This window comes from Bacillus sp. S71, from assembly GCF_016625265.1.
In the GTDB taxonomy this organism is placed as follows: Bacteria; Bacillota; Bacilli; order Bacillales; family Bacillaceae_G; genus Bacillus_A; species Bacillus_A cereus.
The window spans coordinates 55,605-72,420 of the sequence record NZ_JACVUW010000008.1 but is presented as its reverse complement, the minus strand read 5'-3'; the positions used below and the strand labels follow the sequence as shown (position 1 = coordinate 72,420).

Here is a 16,816-nt window from a genome sequence, read left to right as displayed (position 1 = left end):
CACCTGTTTTTTTTATTACCCTAATGTATAAACTAAAAACCTCTCATTCCCATTCTTCTCATAAGCACCTGACAATCTAACTTCTTTCTTCAGCTCAAACGCAGTCTGATTTTCTAAGAAAAAAATATAGTCCTCAGAAGGATAATATAAAATAATATCCACTTCTCTCCCCGTTTCTTCTACCGAAAGTAAAATGTTATTTACTACATTCATAAACACTTGTACAGAAAACGGATTAAAGAAATAAAATCTATTATCATGTGGATCAATCTCATATTCCTGCGCTAAACAACATTGGAATTGAATTTTCCCCTTACTGTTTCGTGCCTTTCGTGCATAACGATCTCGATTATCCATCGCTTCTTTATAAAACTCTTCATTCATTTCAATTCCAACTGCTGAAGCACCACATTTATGATGCATATAAAAGTTTAATCGCCCTTTTCCGCACCCAAAGTCTACAATTCGGTCGCTACTTCGTATTTCATATTGATTCAATAACTCATCTAACCCGCTATACGGTGTCGGTTCATAGCGATGATAATGCATAGACTTGTTAAACCCTTTTTGCTCACCGACTGTTTTTATATGTAAAACTGCATCGTAATATTGTTCGTTCATTCGTTTTCTCCTATTAAAAAATGGTACTTATTATTATACACCATGTACTGGAGGCTCATTTTTCATCAAATTAATAGGTACGTGAAATTATATTAACGATTTTCTTAATATATCTATCGTAACTTCAAATATATCAACGATTTTCTCAATATATCTATCATAACTTCAAATATATCAACGATTTTCTCAATATATCTATCATAACTCAAAATATATCAACGGTTTTTCAAATATATCGATTTGCCGACAATTCACGACAAAAAAACAGGAGCTCTCTAGCCCCTGTCTTCTAACACTTTCAATACAGTTTGTTTCAATATTTCTACCCCATCCATAATACAACTATGATCAAACTTCATATACGGATGGTGTAATCCAGGTTGTAGGTCTGCTCCTAGTCCAAGCATGACAGCTTTTAAATGTGGTCTTTTCACTGTATAGTAATGGAAATCATCGCTTCCTGTCGTATAGAGAGGCCCTGTGCATCTCTCTTCCCCATACACTTCGAGAATACCTTTACGCATAAAGCGCTCTGCTTCTTCGGAAACCTCTGCTCCTGGTGCAAGATCCATCCATTCGTATGAAGTTTTTGATCCCATCGATGCAGCTGATTCTATTACATGCTCAATCTTTTTCTTTAATTCTTCTAATAGTATATTACTCTCTGCTCTTACATCTAAACTGAAATGACCATTTCCCGGAATAATATTTAAATTATCACCACCAGCTTGGCATCTCGTCATTTTTACTGAATAAGAACTTTGCGGTGGCAGCCAGATATTTTTCAAACCGATATTAATCATGGAAATGACATCAATTGCATTCACACCTTGATGTGGTCTTGCCCCGTGTGCATCCTCCCCATGAATCATACCCTCTAAAAATCCTGCTGCTCCATGACGAATAGATGGGGCTGCTTGTTTCAAAGATAGTTCTTCAATTGGTCTTAGATGGACGCCAAATAAGAAATCAGCATCATCTACAGCACCTTTCTCCACCATCTTCAAAGCACCATTCCCCTTCTCTTCTGCTGGCTGAAAAATAAATCTAACCGTACCACTTTTCCATCTCATATTTTTCAATTGTAAAATAAGTCCCATTACAATGGTCATATGAGCATCATGGCCACATGAATGGTTCGCTTTAAATTCTCCATTTACTTCTTGCCAAAGTGCATCCATATCAGCACGAATCGCAATAACTGGATTCCCGCCTCCAATCTCAGCAATTACACCTGGACAATCATCAAATGTTCTATATGAAATTCCTTCTTCTTTTAAAAAGTCAGTAATATACGCTGTCGTTTCATATTCTTTCCAACTTACTTCAGGGTTTTCGTGTAAATGCTGAAAAATCTCCGTTAAGCGCTCTTGTAGTTCTAATGTTTTCAACGTTCCAGTCTCCTTCCCACATTACAAACGATTCGGGTTAATTATACTTATGAAAAACAGATGTTTTTATGAACATATTGAATTTTAAGAAAAAAGTCAATTATTTATTTTTAAATACTTAAAAAGCTTACTCTGCACTTATATTACAAACTAAACAAACAACTAGAACATTCCTTATTTTCTGTTTTTTATGTTGACGCTTACATAAACTTTTAGTTATCATAACCTAATAAACGTCTATTTTACGACAATTCTAAAAATACAAACAAACATACGTAACAAGGAGGAACTTTATGAAAAAAGAAATACCTTTTGGAATAGCGATTATCCCTATTATCATTACCGTTGCAGTTATGATGGTTACAATTGTTGTATTAAAACAAACCCCTCACGTTCCACTTATTATTGGTACAACCGTTGCTTCTATTGTCGCTTGGCGTTACGGTTACAAATGGAATGATCTTGAAGAAGCAATGTATAAAGGGATTCGTCTTGCATTACCCGCTATCGTCATTATTATTCTTGTTGGCTTAACAATTGGTGCTTGGATTGGCGGTGGAATCGTCGCAACGATGATTTATTACGGTTTAAAACTTTTAACTCCATCACTATTTTTAGTTTCCATTACCGTCATTTGTTCTATCGTAGCATTAGCAATTGGTAGCTCTTGGTCTACAATGGGCACAATTGGTGTTGCTGGAATGGGAATTGGCCTAAGTATGGGAATTCCAGCTCCAATGGTTGCTGGTGCCATTATTTCAGGCTCTTATTTTGGCGATAAAATGTCACCGCTTTCAGATACAACTAACTTAGCCGCAGGATTAACAAATACAGATTTATTCGCACACATTCGTCATATGTTATTTACTACAGTTCCAGGTTTAATTATTACTCTTATCGTCTACGCTCTCTTAGGAAGAAGCTTCGGCGCTAACAATATTGATGCGAAGAGCATCGATCAAACGTTACAAGTATTGCAACAAAACTTTGTTATCTCGCCTTTCCTACTCATTATACCCGTAGTCGTTATGGTATTGGTCGCTAAAAAAGTCCCTGCTATACCAGCGATTCTCGTCGGTATTATTTTAGGATTCTTATCACAAGTCTTTATTCAAGGTGGTTCTGTCTCAGCATCTGTTGGTGCACTCCAAGCTGGATTTGTTATAGACACTGGAAACAAGCTAGTAGACGAACTATTTAACCGCGGTGGCTTAGATTCGATGATGAATACAGTCTCTATGACAATTGTCGCTATGACTTTCGGAGGAGTATTAGAACATACAGGTATTCTTCGCTCAATTGTAAATCAAATTTTAAAGTTAGCGAAATCAGCAAAAGGGCTTATCGCTTCTACTATCGCATCTTGTTTTGCAACAAACCTTACTTGCTCTGAACAATATATTTCAATTGTTGTCCCTTCAAGAATGTACGCAAATGCATACACGGAAAAAGGACTACATTCAAAAAACTTATCCAGAGCATTAGAAGATGGTGGAACATTAACTTCTGTCTTCGTTCCTTGGAATACGTGCGGTGTATTTATTCTCGCAACACTTGGCGTAGGTGCATTTGAATATGCTCCTTATGCTATTTTGAATTTCATCGTACCTATTATCTCAATCATTTATGGTATAACAGGCTTCACAATTGTAAAACTATCAGACATTGAAAAAGCAGAACTACTAAAGAAACAAAAAGCTCAACTAGAAGCTTAAAAATAGCGGTAAATTCAGTTCATATAGTGCGCGAGGTCGCCCTTGTTGATAGGGCATTTCCTCGCCGCAAATATGAGCATACCCGTAATCAACTAATTTCTTTAACAACCTTTCTGTCGATCTTCGAGTCACTTGTAAGTACTCAGAAAGGTCAGCTGCTGTAAACTTCAATGACGGGTGCGATTGACTAAATTGAATGATTTTTGACAAGTTGGCCGGACTAAGCTTTGTTTCCTTCGCTATTTTCATTAGTTCCGGATTATCATTTTTCAAACTTTGTACTCTCTGTTCTTTCGGGAACGGACCAAACAAATCTTTATCACTTGTTAGTATATAAAAACAACGATCTATTGGATTGTTCTTTGCAAAACTTTGAGCAATTTTTGCATTTTGCTCCGCTTCTTTCACGGTTTTCCCATAACCAAATCCAATAGCTATCGTTCCTTCTACGCTCGCAAACAAGTTATCTATCGCATTTGTTTTAATAATTGATTCGATATCACCACGAGTTGTATACAAAATGCATGTCATTTCATCCACTTGTTTAAATGAACCACGTAGTTCTTTTGAAATGACATCTAGTTTTTCAAGCAAACTCGCTCGTAATTCTAAGGAAGAAATTATACAAGCACCAACAGTAGCTGAATAGCTTTTTGCTAACTCAGCTTTTATTTTTGCATCTTTTAGCCCATGTATAATGGATTGTGTTGGATCAATCATGCGCTCTGAAGGAACACCTATTTTTTGAAGCTCGTCGTAAACAGCGTGAATACTAGTTAAAGCTAAATGAGCTTCTCCAGATTGATATTTAGCTACATGAAAATCGATAACTCTATTTATCTCATCTTTACTCCACAGCATATTTTTATAATCCAACACTTGCGGACTTTCTTTTATACCAATATCATGGAACACATTTGTAATAAACGAGCGGTCTACTAAATCGATGGAAATGTTATGTGGTTGAATACTTTGATGATACATGATAGAAAGAATTGAAGATGCGACAGTTGTCTCGTCTTGCTGTAAGTATGTACTTGGAATTCGTAATTGTTCTCTTATTTCTTTTGCCATATAATAAGGTAAAGCACCTGAGAAAAAGATGACATCACAAGGCTTTAAACACTTTAATAGTTCAGAAGATTCCGCCGGATGAAGGTAAATATATGGATCAATTTCTATTCCTTCTAATTTTTGAGCAATAGGAAAAATGTTCTCCATAAACTCCTTTGAACCGACAACTGCAATTTTTATCATCATTTTCTCTAACTCCTTATCATTAATTAACGACTATTTAACGTCAACTATATCAAATGTATAAAACTATTGTAAACAGGAAGGGGTTTCTATTCAATGAAAATTACAGCTATTCATCTTTACGCAATTCGTTTACCGCTTCGCAATCCGTTTGTTATTAGTTATGGCTCTTATTCTGATATGCCCTCTATTATCGTCAAAATGGAAACAGATGCAGGTATTATCGGTTACGGTGAAGGCGTTGCTGATGATCACGTCACAGGTGAATCGTGGGAAAGTACTTTCCATACTTTAAAACATACGCTAGCCCCTGCTCTAATTGGGCAAAATCCAATGAATATCGAAAAAATACACGACATGATGGACAATACAATTTACGGTGTTCCAACAGCGAAAGCCGCAATTGATATTGCTTGTTTTGATATAATGGGCAAAAAACTAAATCAACCTGTATATCAATTAATTGGCGGGCGCTACCATGAAGAATTCCCTGTCACTCACGTTTTAAGTATTGCCAATCCAGAAAACATGGCTGAAGAAGCTGCTTCTATGATTCAAAAAGGTTACCAATCTTTCAAAATGAAAGTTGGTACAAATGTAAAAGAAGATGTAAAACGTATTGAAGCCGTACGAGAACGTGTAGGAAATGACATCGCTATTCGCGTTGATGTAAACCAAGGCTGGAAAAATAGCGCAAACACATTAACAGCACTACGTTCATTAGGACATTTAAACATTGACTGGATTGAACAACCTGTTATCGCGGACGATATTGATGCCATGGCTCATATTCGTTCTAAAACAGACCTCCCGCTTATGATTGATGAAGGATTAAAAAGTTCTCGTGAAATGCGCCAAATTATTAAATTAGAAGCTGCTGATAAAGTGAATATAAAACTAATGAAATGCGGCGGCATATATCCAGCTGTAAAGCTCGCTCATCAAGCAGAAATGGCAGGCATTGAATGCCAAGTAGGATCAATGGTCGAATCATCTGTTGCCTCTTCAGCAGGATTCCATGTCGCTTTCTCAAAAAAAATCATTACGAGCGTAGAGTTAACAGGACCATTAAAATTCACGAAAGACATTGGAAACTTACATTACGATGTACCATTCATTCGCTTAAACGAAAAGCCAGGACTCGGCATTGAAATAAACGAAGATACACTACAAGAACTAACCGTCTTTCAAGACGTTGTACGCTAAAGGAGGACTATCATATGACGGTTCTATACGAAGGAACATTAAAACAAAATAACGAATCATTTCACGTTACATTACTATCACTAGAGCACATCGAACAAATTTTATCACTACAAAACATTGTAGTTGAAGCACTAGAAGATAAAAGTCGTTTACAACCACTCTCACAAGCAGAATTTCAATACATTCTAGAAGGAAACGGCATGATGATCGGTGCTTTTATCGAAAACGAACTCATCGCATTTCGCGCTCTACTCGTCCCGCCTATCGATGATGAACATTTAGGGCTTGATATTGGTTTGCCAGAAAATGAACTACACCGCGTCATCTATCAAGAAATCTCAAACGTTCATCCGAACTGTCGAGGAAATGGGATGCAAAAAATATTAGCAAACGTCATCATGGACGAATTACAAAAAGAAGATAGCAAATATGATTATGTATGCTGCACCGTTGCTCCTTTTAACATCCCGAGTTTGAAGGATAAATTTGCGCAAGGGATGGAGATTGCTGCGCTAAAGGAGAAGTATGGTGGTAGTCTGCGATATGTTTTTGTGAAGAAATTGCGCGGAGATAAAGAAAGCGATTGGACGGATGTTCAAAGTATTCTAATGAGTGATGCTAGTGGACAGCAGGCTTTGCTTTCGGAGGGGTATCGTGGGTATGAGATGGAGAAAGTGGATGGAGATTTTGTTGTGAAGTTTGTACGATAATCTATATACTCGAAAAAAGGAGATGTCTGCTGTGACATCTCCTCTTTTCGATTTGTTGAACAATCCTGTAGTAAATGAAATTATATCAACGATTTTTCGAATATATCTATCATAACTTACAATATATCAACGATTTTTAAAATATATCTATCAAAACTCACAATATATCAACGATTCGACAAGAAATATCGATTTACAGACAAAAATCGATATCCCTTCCTAAACCGTCATCTTCCAACTAGATAAAGCTAACCAGTTCTCCATTTCTTTATAATCAGGCATTATCTTCCCGACAAGACGCCAAAAAGAGCGATCATGATTTAAATGAACCATATGACACATTTCATGAACGACTACATAGTCAATTACTCGCTGTGGTGCCATTGCTAGCTTCCAATTGAATGTTAGTTGTAAATTCGAATCGCAAGTACCCCAAGTACGACTACTATCTGTAATACGAATAGAACGTGGTTTTGTCTTAAAGTTACTTTGATGCACTTTAATGCTCTTCTCTACTAAAGTTTTACACTGCTTATAATAAAATCGTTTTAAAGCTTGTTGTATTTTCTCATCCTTAAGCTCTTTCACATAAATATGTAACTTATCCCCTTCAAAAATCGCATTGTCTTGCTCAATGCTTGCATCTTGGGAAATCTGTATCGGATACGTATTCCCTAAATACAAAAAGCCCTCTCCTTGATCATAATCCTTTTCCTGTGGTCCATGCGCTCGCTCCGCCATTTCCTTACGTGTTGTCTGAATCCAATCCCACTTCTCCTCTAGCAACTGGACTAAGTATTCAACAGGTGTTCCTTTCGGAGCCTGTACTTCCACATTTCCATACGAATCCACAAAAAGACGCACGGACTTTTTCTTCTTATAAGTTATATGAAAATTAATTGTCTCACCTAAATATGTATGTACCATTTCATCACCTAGCATAGTATTTTTACAAATAAAAAAGAGTAGGATACGAACGTCCTACTCTACCTATTATATCATTTACTGCTTTAGCAAGCTTATTACCCTCTATACTTTACACCTAATCCCTTAATGAAATTCCTTGCGTATCTATCGCCACACTCTTTGTAATTTTTATGGCCTTTCTTTCTTAATAGAGCGCCTAACTCTCCTTTTGTTACCGTAACGCCTACGCTATCTAATATATCAAGTACATCCTCACTCGTTAAAGATAGTGCGATTTTCATTTTCTTTAGAAGAAGGTTATTGGCACTCTCCTTGCTCTGTACAGGTGCAGGCTGCCCTGGTTTCGGATCTTGCTTTCCTCTTTTTAAAGTAATAAATCCATTTAAAAATGCCTCTAACATCATCATATCGCATGTTTTTACGTACTCATCTTCAGCTACCTCATCATTTTCAGCTTCATGCTGAGGAGCTCTCTTTATTTTTGTAAGCATATCAACTACGTCTTCTTTCGTTACTTCCATCCCGCCTAGTTTAAAGATTTCTACCATATCTATATCTTTTATATCTAAAGCGTATCGTACTCTTTTTAATATATCATTGTTGCTCATTGCCATTGGGTTTCCTCCTGAAATGTTGATTATTTATTCAGCAGTTAAAGTTTATCCTATAACGTGCTTTAAATTATCATGTTTAATATAATTTTCTAGTTAATTCTTGCTAAATTAATACTTTAACATTTTAGAGGTATGTTTTGTAGTCTTACTCGGATTAATATTTATGAGATCCATTCTCATTATGCTTATGGATTCAAAAATATACTTATAAAAGCAAACCTCTTCTCTATCTGAACTTTCATAGAAATAAAGTATGCAGAATATATAAGTCATTATAAATAACCTACAAAAAGAAGATAGCAAATACGATTATATGCGCTATACCGTTTAATATTACATACAAGATATACGGATTAAGAAGCATAGCGAGATTATGTGGGAGATTTTAAGTAACAATTATCATTAGAAGAACCTTATTAGAGGCGATTGATGAATATTCGAAACAATGAAAGATCTAATGTATTATCTTTTATGACAAATAAAAAGATGGGCTATCATGATTCACTCGATACCCACCTTTCTTTTGTTAAAATTTCATAAGGTATACATATTATACTTCTTCAACATGTTATACAACATTAAATATGATATTAGTATCACCTATAGGTTACAAGAATTTGTCTAACTCAAATCTATAAAAACCTTGTATTGAATTCCTATACACTTCAAATTGAGAGTTAGTTACCAAATTATTATTAACATCCAGATTAATGTTGTTAAGTTGATTATCCGTATGAAGTCTAGAAATTAAATTGAGCGATAATCCCGTTTTAATTAAGTTAATTTTTTTATCATCGTTAGTACCATAAACAGTTAAATGATACTCTTCTTGGGATATTAAAGACAAATCATATAAAGAAACCACTAATTTATTCAAATGATAATTAACAAAATCCTCTTCTATTTTCAATTTCACAATCGCTAAATTAATTATTTCAGCATCAGTTTTATGTAGTAAATCCACATATACCTCTTTACCATTTTCTTGATATGACTCAGTTTGTTTACTTACCTCTCCATATGAATTCCCCATATAGAATAGGCTATTTCCTTCTCTAATTCTCCGCTTAAAATAGTTAAATGTGGCATGTATGTTTTCTTTTAATGTGTTCTTTCTATTAACCAAATAGTACATCTTATAATAATTTCTCGCTTGAGGATTAGACAATCTGGCAAATTCAAAATCGATAATAAAATCTTCCAAACCCTCGATAAAAACCATATATATTTTATCTATTATATTTAATTCTAACCAAACTGGATCTTCTTTGTTTACTGAATTTATTTTTCCTAATAATTGCTCGAGAAATACATTATTATTAATATCATACACACTCTGTAAGCCAACATTAACCAGGTATCTTTTTAATACACTTTCCTCGTCATCTTCATTTGTAAATATTAATTCTTCATTTTCTTTAATTGTATTAAACTTTTCCTCTATCCTTTCTCTATTATTTTTATCAATTTTTAATTTATCAATATCAAAGGATTCTAACACCGGATTTTCAATCCTATCTTCAAATAAATTACTCCTTAAACTCCTTATTTTACTCTCCATCTTGCTATTTAATCGATTATATACTTCACTATTAACAAAATGTATAGGAGGCAGTAATTTATGTATTTGGTTAGAATAACCATTAAATACATTGTTTAATCTATTCACTCTTCCAATTAAGTTAGTAAGTTCCTTGCCCCTCAGATTATGTGTATTTAAAATAAACAATGTATCAATAGGAAGATTTATTCCTTCTAAAATTACACTATTAGCTACAAGAAATTGAAGATTGCTTATTTCCTTAAATTTATATTCGATGTATTCTTTTACTATATCTGGAATTTTACCATGAAGATATACTACTCCCTTTGAAAGTAATGTTATCATATGAAAATCTTTATGAACAAAATCCTCCAATTCTTTAATAAGCTCTTGAATTCTAATATCTTTTTCAACAATTGGATTTAACCTATTAGCAAATTCTTTTACAAACATTTCAATTTTTTTTGGAGATTTAATATATATAAAGTTCTTATTCCCTTTATTTAATTTAATATAAGAAATGAAATCCCCCTTAAAATTCTTTGGATAAAATTCATTTACAAATCTATTATACTGATATGCATCTCCCGATAATCTATATTCGTAAAGCTCAGCTTCTTTTAAATTATATGATATTCTTTGTTCACTAATATCTTGCTGTTTATCTAACCTTAAATTATTACTATCAAAAATTAACGGAGATAAATACACCGTCTTTTGGCTCGGGTTTAAATTCCGATTTTTTCTTATTAATCTTGATAATAAGATATTTCTATTATCTTTACCAAATAAGTTATGCGCTTCATCAATATACATTATGTCAAAATAGACATTATTTTTATCCAATAATCTAAGCGCTCTTTCTTGTGTGAAAATTGCTATAAAACTATCGTCCCCTTGATACATTTCATCATGAATTAAAATTCTTTTATCAATTTTAGAATTTCTTACTTCTCGATAAGTTTGTACCAAAAGAGACTTTGTCGGAACAATGATAGCAATTTTATTATACGATTCATTATGTAAAATATGTTCTATTATAAGCGAACTTTTTCCAAACGATGTTGGGGCAATATAACTTACTTCATTAGAATTATCTTTTAATAAATTTGTTCTAACTTTTTTTTGTTGGTAAGTTTCAATGTAATTATGGTTTCTAAAGCTATCAATTTTCACTTCCATAAGACTATCATTTAAACTTAACTGATCACCTAATAATTTAAAATTAATTATATCTTTAGCAATGGGATAAAAACCAAAATTCACAGCAAAATCATATAATGGCATATAATCTTCATATTGCACAGAGTATTTCAAAATAATATAATAAGCAAATTCCAAGTAACTTGAGAAGCGTTGATCTGCTTCGTAATGTTTCATAAATAATATCGCACAACTTAATATATATGTTTTCTCTTCCTCCGTAAGTTGTTCATTCATAGTTATTTTCCTTAACACTTCATTAAACTCTTTTATTTTACTTATACTCGTTAAAGTCGATTTTTCCACTTTTTCCATAATAGATACCCCTAACTAGCGATTTAAAAACTCAATAAATTGAGAGATGGACTTTTTAGTAACACAAATAATGACTATGTCTTTATATTTAAAATTCGAAACAACACCAGCTATTTTCTTCTTTATTTCATTCAAATTGTAATCTTCCCATTTACCACTTAGAAAAATGGTGGATGCAGGTATAATATTAAAATCTTCAATTGATGTAAATTTCTTTTGAGTGAAATTATCAGACAATAATTTAATATTTTTTCTTATACTCTTACTTGTACCTACATCAATGAGTTGTGCATGATTATATGCATTTTGCCACGGATTATTAGAAACATTTCCGCTAAATTTATCAGTCAAATCATCGTATGCTGTTTTAACTTTACTCCAATGAGAACTACCTTTACTATCTCTATAACCGGACTTACTCTCCATAATCCATTCAACTTCATCTTTTGAGTAATAACCATCAAATCCTTTTTTAATCGATCCTTCTTCAAGATTAAAAAAAGTGCATTCTTGTTTGTATCCTAAACTTTTTAAATACAAATGTATAAAAAATTCAGCGGTTGCTCCCATTACCGTATTTTCAGATTTACTTTCAAAAAAATCCCTTGCTCTTTGCTTAACAACCTCTATATCACTATCACTATCTCCCTCACAAATCATTACAAAATGTTCCTCAATGTATTTCAATAATTCCGAACTATACCCCTCAAAATCAACAAAGTGTATTTGATACTTATTTTCAAGAAAAGAACTTGATTTAAATATATTTACTGTAGTAGTTTTCATTATATCCCTTCAATCTATATATTAAATAAAGATATTGCTTTTAACAAAATCCCGCCTGAATAGGGGATATGTTTCTTAAATAGATTTACTCCCTATTACTATATATTCCTCGGCAATTTTCGTTTGTAAATAGTTGATAATATTTTATAGGCTCACATGCTAAAGATAAGTTTAAGTACAATTTTTTAATGCCCACTACCATTATCCCCTTCTATCATTTCTTACTTTCAAGCAGATACTTTTCTATGAAATCTAAAGGGATATCCACAGAATTAAAGTAGAAATGATATTTTACATTTTTAAAAAAACGTCCATTATTTTTCTCATCATGAAATATTTTACAACTATATTTCTAATTAAAGCCACCTTATACCTAAAGGTAGCTTATGAACTTTCTATGATTTACTATTCTAACAGATTATGATCCTTATATTTTAAATAACCATATCGTAACGATATGTATTAAATATAGATAAACTATAATAATGTCACTATAGTACTTTTAACTAGCAATATAAGTAACTTTAAATCATAACGGTGTTGTTAGTAAACTTATCCCGCTCTAGAGGATAAGTTATTAACAGGGTAGTGGGATCAAACTGTGTCTGCTCTTGATTAGGATGTGTAATCAAATTAGTTTTGATTATGACATACAACAAAGTATGGCAATAGTGTAATAAAACCATTGCCATCTTCTTAAAACTATCTCTTCAACAAAAACACACTCCAAATGTGCAAAATATATATCCCAACACAAGGCATTCTTCTCAAAATTTTGGAGAATTAAACCCTCTCACTATCCTCAAACTTATCAAGCAACCCACGCACTTCATCAGTCGACTTCGTGCTCATCAATTGATTTCTCAATTCAGCAGCCCCAGGGAAGCCTTTTACATAAATTTTGAAGAAGCGGTGAAGCCCTGTGATTGAGCGTGGCAGTACTTCTGCATATTGATCTTGAAGATCAAGTTGTAGTCTTAAAAGATCTAGATGTTCTTTACTGCTATGTTCCCTTGGCTCTTTTTCAAACGCAAATGGATTTTTGAAGATGCCTCGTCCGATCATTACGCCATCAATGCCGTATTTTTTAGCAAGTTCCAGCCCCATTTTACGATCAAGGATGTCTCCATTGATTGTTATTAACGTATTTGGTGCAATGCGGTCACGTAATTTTTTAATTTCCGGAATTAGTTCCCAATGCGCATCCACTTGGCTCATTTCTTCCCTTGTACGTAAGTGAATAGAAAGGTTTGCGATATCTTGTTTGAAAATATGCGTTAACCAATCTTCCCATTCGCTTAACTCTTTAAAGCCCAGTCGCGTTTTTACACTGACAGGTAGTCCGCCCGCTTTTGCTGCTTGAATAAGTTCTGCCGCAACGTCTGGACGTAGAATAAGGCCACTACCTTTTCCTCTTGATGCTACGTTCGGTACAGGGCAGCCCATATTAATATCGATGCCTTTAAATCCTAACTCTGCCATACCAATACTCATTTGACGGAAATATTCAGGATTATCTCCCCAAATATGCGCCACGATTGGTTGTTCATCTTCTGTAAAAATTAAACGGCCACGTACACTTTTCATACCTTCTGGATGACAATAGCTATCCGAGTTTGTGAACTCTGTGAAGAATACGTCTGGGCGACCAGCTTCACTTACTACGTGACGGAAAACAACGTCTGTCACATCTTCCATTGGTGCAAGTACGAAAAATGGTCGTGGTAAATCACGCCAAAAATTATCTATCATTTCAAATTCAAATCCTCTCAATATGAATGCAATTTAAAAATATAAAGCCAAATAGAAAGTTGTACATTTAGACATTTATATTTTGTGAAAATCAGCAATATTTATTTTAACTAAAATCATCGCTAAATGATATCTTTATAAACCAAAAAGCAGATGGTATAGATTCTTCTATATCAACTGCTTTTTTATTATGCCAACTTAAGCCAAGCTACACACTCTACATGAGTCGTATGCTGAGTGCAGATAAAATATAATAATGTTGATGTAGTAGTGTTCATCCGCTAGCAATATGGAGGAATTTATCCTTTATTTTTTAATGAAGTCTATAAGAGACTGTTCATAGTGTTTCTCGTTTAAAGGTATAATCTTTAATAATTTATGTTTTGAATACCCACATTTTATACAGCAACCCTCAGTTCCTTTATTTACAGTTAAGTTTTCTACAAAATTATCTGGATTATAATTACTATTAGCACATTTACAATAAATGGTCGCTAAAAAGTAGTACTTCTTTCCTGGATTTGTTTTTAATTTAAGAAACAGCATAAAGGCACTACAATAAATCTCATTTTTTACACTGCTTATTATCTTATCATTGTCAATCCATCCTGCTTTATTAATACTGGTACCATTATCTTGTTTATCACCACTTGTGATACGATTCACCGCATCGTAAATACCTGTAAACCTTTTAAGAATAGTAAAATTAACTTACCCATATTTATCTCTAATACCACAAATAAAAAAATAAGAGACCAACCTCTGTCCCTTATTATTAAGATTCTTTAATTAGTTCAATATAGTTTGGTAACTTTTTCTTCAAATAATCTTTTACCTTCTGGCTACTTACATCTTTTATTGACGTTATTTCAACTGCATGACATGTTCTTTTTATTGACTCCTTAATATCTTCCTTTATTGGTGCCATTAAAATTGAACATGGTTTATATTCAGAAACTAAAATATCTGGACGTTTATTGGTATCTTTAGAGAAAGCTTGGTTATAATTACCGTAATATCCTTTTAATAAGGGCTCATATTTACCTGCCCTCGTAGCACCTAATTTCCAAAATTTTCTTAGCTCTTCTGAACTTATACCACCATTTACTTCCAACATTTTTTTTAGCTCTTCTCTTTTAATTTTATCTCTACTATCAATTAATGTGTTTAAAGTATTAAGAGCAGTTTCCCTTGAAAGTTCATCTCCAAGTAATTTTGAAAACCATACATCTGACAAGATAATTAAGTGCATTGTAAATTCAGATTCTAGCATTTCTGAACTATTATTATCACCTAATACCTGTTTACAATAACTGTCAGGAAGAATATATATCTTAGCTAAATCATGTTCAAATTCAGGTTCTTCAATAAGTTTTCCTGCTAAACCACTTGCAATATTTTGCGCTTCCTCAAAATTATTTACACATAGCACAAAAGAAAGTACACATTTATTCGCGGGTCTTCCTGCACGAGGAACAGCACCTGAAAATGCCTCATTAACTATATTAAAAACTTGTGGAAAAGTTGAAGCATCATGTAATTTGTCATATAAAGTTTCTCTAACTTCTTTTTTTGCTTTATCTAACAAACTCCAATAAGAAGCGCTATTTAATCGATTTATATTGGTTCTAACGATTTTTTCCTTTTTTTCAGATACAGGTATTTCTAAACTATGAAACCTTACCATTCCCGCATGTTGCTTTTCGCAAGTTTCTGCAAAATTTCTTAGATATTTATCATCATTTCCTAAGATAATGAATAAAGTTCCTCTAACCTTTTCACGAGCCAAAGATACAAACTGTTGAGCCGCAAATTGAGCTACGTGTTCAGAATTCCTTTGAGCCATGTACTCTATCCCATTCAAGCCAGTCAAAGAAGCACCGAAATTAGCCGTTTCAGCATTATCAATTATCACAACATTTGTATGGTCACCTGGTGCTATATTTTCTACCCATTTCATATCGTTTGACATATTCATCATCTTTGTCTTCTCAGTTGCATTTTTAATAAGCTCTTTTGACTGAGTATTCCCACAAGTGATTAGGTGCCATAAGTTATTTTCATCATAAATTAAGTTTTTAGCTGCAATTTGAACTTTAGTTGTTTCATAATCACTCATAAGCTTACTAGCTAATATCGTCTTTCCTACCCCTTGAGGGCCATAAATAACTAAGCCGAATGAAATACCCTTATTAGAAAATACCTTTTCATAGGAAGATTTCAGGAAATGAATGTTATCTTGCCAGTGATCCAAAAAGATTTTATAATTATCCTTTATAAATTCATTGTATTTTAGATCCTCTGCCCGCTCTGGATAGATAAGTTGTTGGTACATACACATCACTCCCTTCTTCATAATTCTATTAATTTTATTATAAATGATAACCTTAATTTTTGGAAAGTATACTTGATCTGTGACCAACACATACTGTATATTCCAAAATTTCACATATTATCCTGTTCGTAATATTGACTCCATCAATAATCTGGTAGGATTGAAGTAGGTTAGTATATATATTGGCAAAAACAGGGGAATTCCACCTTCAAAAACGTTCACAATACCACCACAAATCGATCGTGTATTTATTAATAAAGGCGAACGGATCTCACTAGGATTTCTTAAACTTTTTGAGGCTGTGGGAATGGCAACCTCACTCCATCCAGTAGTCCTATCCGGGACGTTTTGGTGAAAATATAATTACGACTAGCTCTAAGTCATCAAATTGAGTATGTGAAGGAATCTATCATGACAACAATTAACAGTGTTGAATTAAAT

The 16,816-nt window shown here is 33.4% G+C and carries 13 protein-coding genes; 3 read left to right on the top strand and 10 right to left on the bottom strand.

The annotated features are described in order from the left end of the window. Positions 1–15 precede the first annotated feature (15 nt). Together IBT51_RS18140 and IBT51_RS18135 are read right to left on the bottom strand one after the other, a co-directional pair. Complete coding sequence (locus tag IBT51_RS18140) at positions 16–621, bottom strand: SAM-dependent methyltransferase (RefSeq protein WP_001005627.1); 606 nt, start codon at positions 619–621, stop codon at positions 16–18. Positions 622–896: 275 nt separating this feature from the next. Continuing rightward, complete coding sequence (locus tag IBT51_RS18135; protein ID WP_000853515.1) at positions 897–2,012, bottom strand: M20 peptidase aminoacylase family protein; 1,116 nt, start codon at positions 2,010–2,012, stop codon at positions 897–899. 293 nt (positions 2,013–2,305) lie between these two features. On the opposite strand from IBT51_RS18135, the gene nhaC reads away from it, so the two are divergent. Further along, the gene (gene nhaC, locus IBT51_RS18130) at positions 2,306–3,727 is read left to right on the top strand and encodes a Na+/H+ antiporter NhaC (protein WP_000711520.1); all 1,422 of its coding nucleotides are present in this window, start codon (positions 2,306–2,308) and stop codon (positions 3,725–3,727) included. On the opposite strand, the gene IBT51_RS18125 is transcribed toward nhaC, so the two are convergent. Continuing rightward, on the bottom strand, positions 3,716–4,987 hold the full coding sequence (locus IBT51_RS18125) for a transcriptional regulator (RefSeq protein ID WP_200458698.1): 1,272 nt from the start codon (positions 4,985–4,987) through the stop codon (positions 3,716–3,718). The two genes, nhaC and IBT51_RS18125, sit on opposite strands and share 12 nt — an antisense overlap. 93 nt (positions 4,988–5,080) lie before the next feature. Between IBT51_RS18125 and IBT51_RS18120 the strand changes: the two genes are divergently transcribed. Together IBT51_RS18120 and IBT51_RS18115 are read left to right on the top strand one after the other, a co-directional pair. Next, entirely contained in the window at positions 5,081–6,190 is a 1,110-nt protein-coding gene (locus IBT51_RS18120) for a mandelate racemase/muconate lactonizing enzyme family protein (protein ID WP_200458697.1), read from the top strand. Between the two features lie 14 nt (positions 6,191–6,204). Then, positions 6,205–6,900 carry an N-acetyltransferase gene (locus IBT51_RS18115; protein ID WP_098678441.1) on the top strand — a complete coding sequence of 232 codons (696 nt, stop codon included), beginning with the start codon at positions 6,205–6,207 and terminating at the stop codon, positions 6,898–6,900. A 219-nt stretch (positions 6,901–7,119) separates the two neighbouring features. Here the strand turns inward: IBT51_RS18115 and IBT51_RS18110 are convergent, their stop codons facing one another. The 7 genes from IBT51_RS18110 to IBT51_RS18080 form a co-directional block, all read right to left on the bottom strand. Then, on the bottom strand, positions 7,120–7,827 hold the full coding sequence (locus IBT51_RS18110) for a M48 family metallopeptidase (protein ID WP_098519475.1): 708 nt from the start codon (positions 7,825–7,827) through the stop codon (positions 7,120–7,122). A 95-nt stretch (positions 7,828–7,922) separates the two neighbouring features. Beyond that, positions 7,923–8,441 carry a YehS family protein gene (locus tag IBT51_RS18105; RefSeq protein WP_001251702.1) on the bottom strand — a complete coding sequence of 173 codons (519 nt, stop codon included), beginning with the start codon at positions 8,439–8,441 and terminating at the stop codon, positions 7,923–7,925. A 607-nt stretch (positions 8,442–9,048) separates the two neighbouring features. Continuing rightward, positions 9,049–11,502 carry a DEAD/DEAH box helicase gene (locus IBT51_RS18100; RefSeq protein WP_200458696.1) on the bottom strand — a complete coding sequence of 818 codons (2,454 nt, stop codon included), beginning with the start codon at positions 11,500–11,502 and terminating at the stop codon, positions 9,049–9,051. Between the two features lie 15 nt (positions 11,503–11,517). Then, positions 11,518–12,288, bottom strand: coding sequence for a hypothetical protein (locus IBT51_RS18095; RefSeq protein ID WP_097820930.1), 771 nt, complete (start codon positions 12,286–12,288; stop codon positions 11,518–11,520). Between the two features lie 783 nt (positions 12,289–13,071). After that, complete coding sequence (locus IBT51_RS18090; RefSeq protein ID WP_200458695.1) at positions 13,072–14,040, bottom strand: tRNA dihydrouridine synthase; 969 nt, start codon at positions 14,038–14,040, stop codon at positions 13,072–13,074. 306 nt (positions 14,041–14,346) lie between these two features. Further along, complete coding sequence (locus IBT51_RS18085; protein ID WP_200458694.1) at positions 14,347–14,706, bottom strand: hypothetical protein; 360 nt, start codon at positions 14,704–14,706, stop codon at positions 14,347–14,349. Positions 14,707–14,815: 109 nt separating this feature from the next. Further along, positions 14,816–16,375 carry an AAA family ATPase gene (locus tag IBT51_RS18080; protein WP_200458693.1) on the bottom strand — a complete coding sequence of 520 codons (1,560 nt, stop codon included), beginning with the start codon at positions 16,373–16,375 and terminating at the stop codon, positions 14,816–14,818. Between the last annotated feature and the right edge of the window lie 441 nt (positions 16,376–16,816).

Excerpts from the sequence above, each read along its gene's own strand:
- IBT51_RS18140 (WP_001005627.1), bottom strand. The coding sequence starts at position 621 with ATGAACGAACAATATTACGATGCAGTTTTACATATAAAAACAGTCGGT.
- nhaC (WP_000711520.1), top strand. The coding sequence starts at position 2,306 with ATGAAAAAAGAAATACCTTTTGGAATAGCGATTATCCCTATTATCATT.
- IBT51_RS18125 (WP_200458698.1), bottom strand. The coding sequence starts at position 4,987 with ATGATGATAAAAATTGCAGTTGTCGGTTCAAAGGAGTTTATGGAGAAC.
- IBT51_RS18120 (WP_200458697.1), top strand. The coding sequence starts at position 5,081 with ATGAAAATTACAGCTATTCATCTTTACGCAATTCGTTTACCGCTTCGC.
- IBT51_RS18115 (WP_098678441.1), top strand. The coding sequence starts at position 6,205 with ATGACGGTTCTATACGAAGGAACATTAAAACAAAATAACGAATCATTT.
- IBT51_RS18110 (WP_098519475.1), bottom strand. The coding sequence starts at position 7,827 with ATGGTACATACATATTTAGGTGAGACAATTAATTTTCATATAACTTAT.
- IBT51_RS18105 (WP_001251702.1), bottom strand. The coding sequence starts at position 8,441 with ATGGCAATGAGCAACAATGATATATTAAAAAGAGTACGATACGCTTTA.
- IBT51_RS18100 (WP_200458696.1), bottom strand. The coding sequence starts at position 11,502 with ATGGAAAAAGTGGAAAAATCGACTTTAACGAGTATAAGTAAAATAAAA.
- IBT51_RS18095 (WP_097820930.1), bottom strand. The coding sequence starts at position 12,288 with ATGAAAACTACTACAGTAAATATATTTAAATCAAGTTCTTTTCTTGAA.
- IBT51_RS18090 (WP_200458695.1), bottom strand. The coding sequence starts at position 14,040 with ATGATAGATAATTTTTGGCGTGATTTACCACGACCATTTTTCGTACTT.
- IBT51_RS18080 (WP_200458693.1), bottom strand. The coding sequence starts at position 16,375 with ATGTACCAACAACTTATCTATCCAGAGCGGGCAGAGGATCTAAAATAC.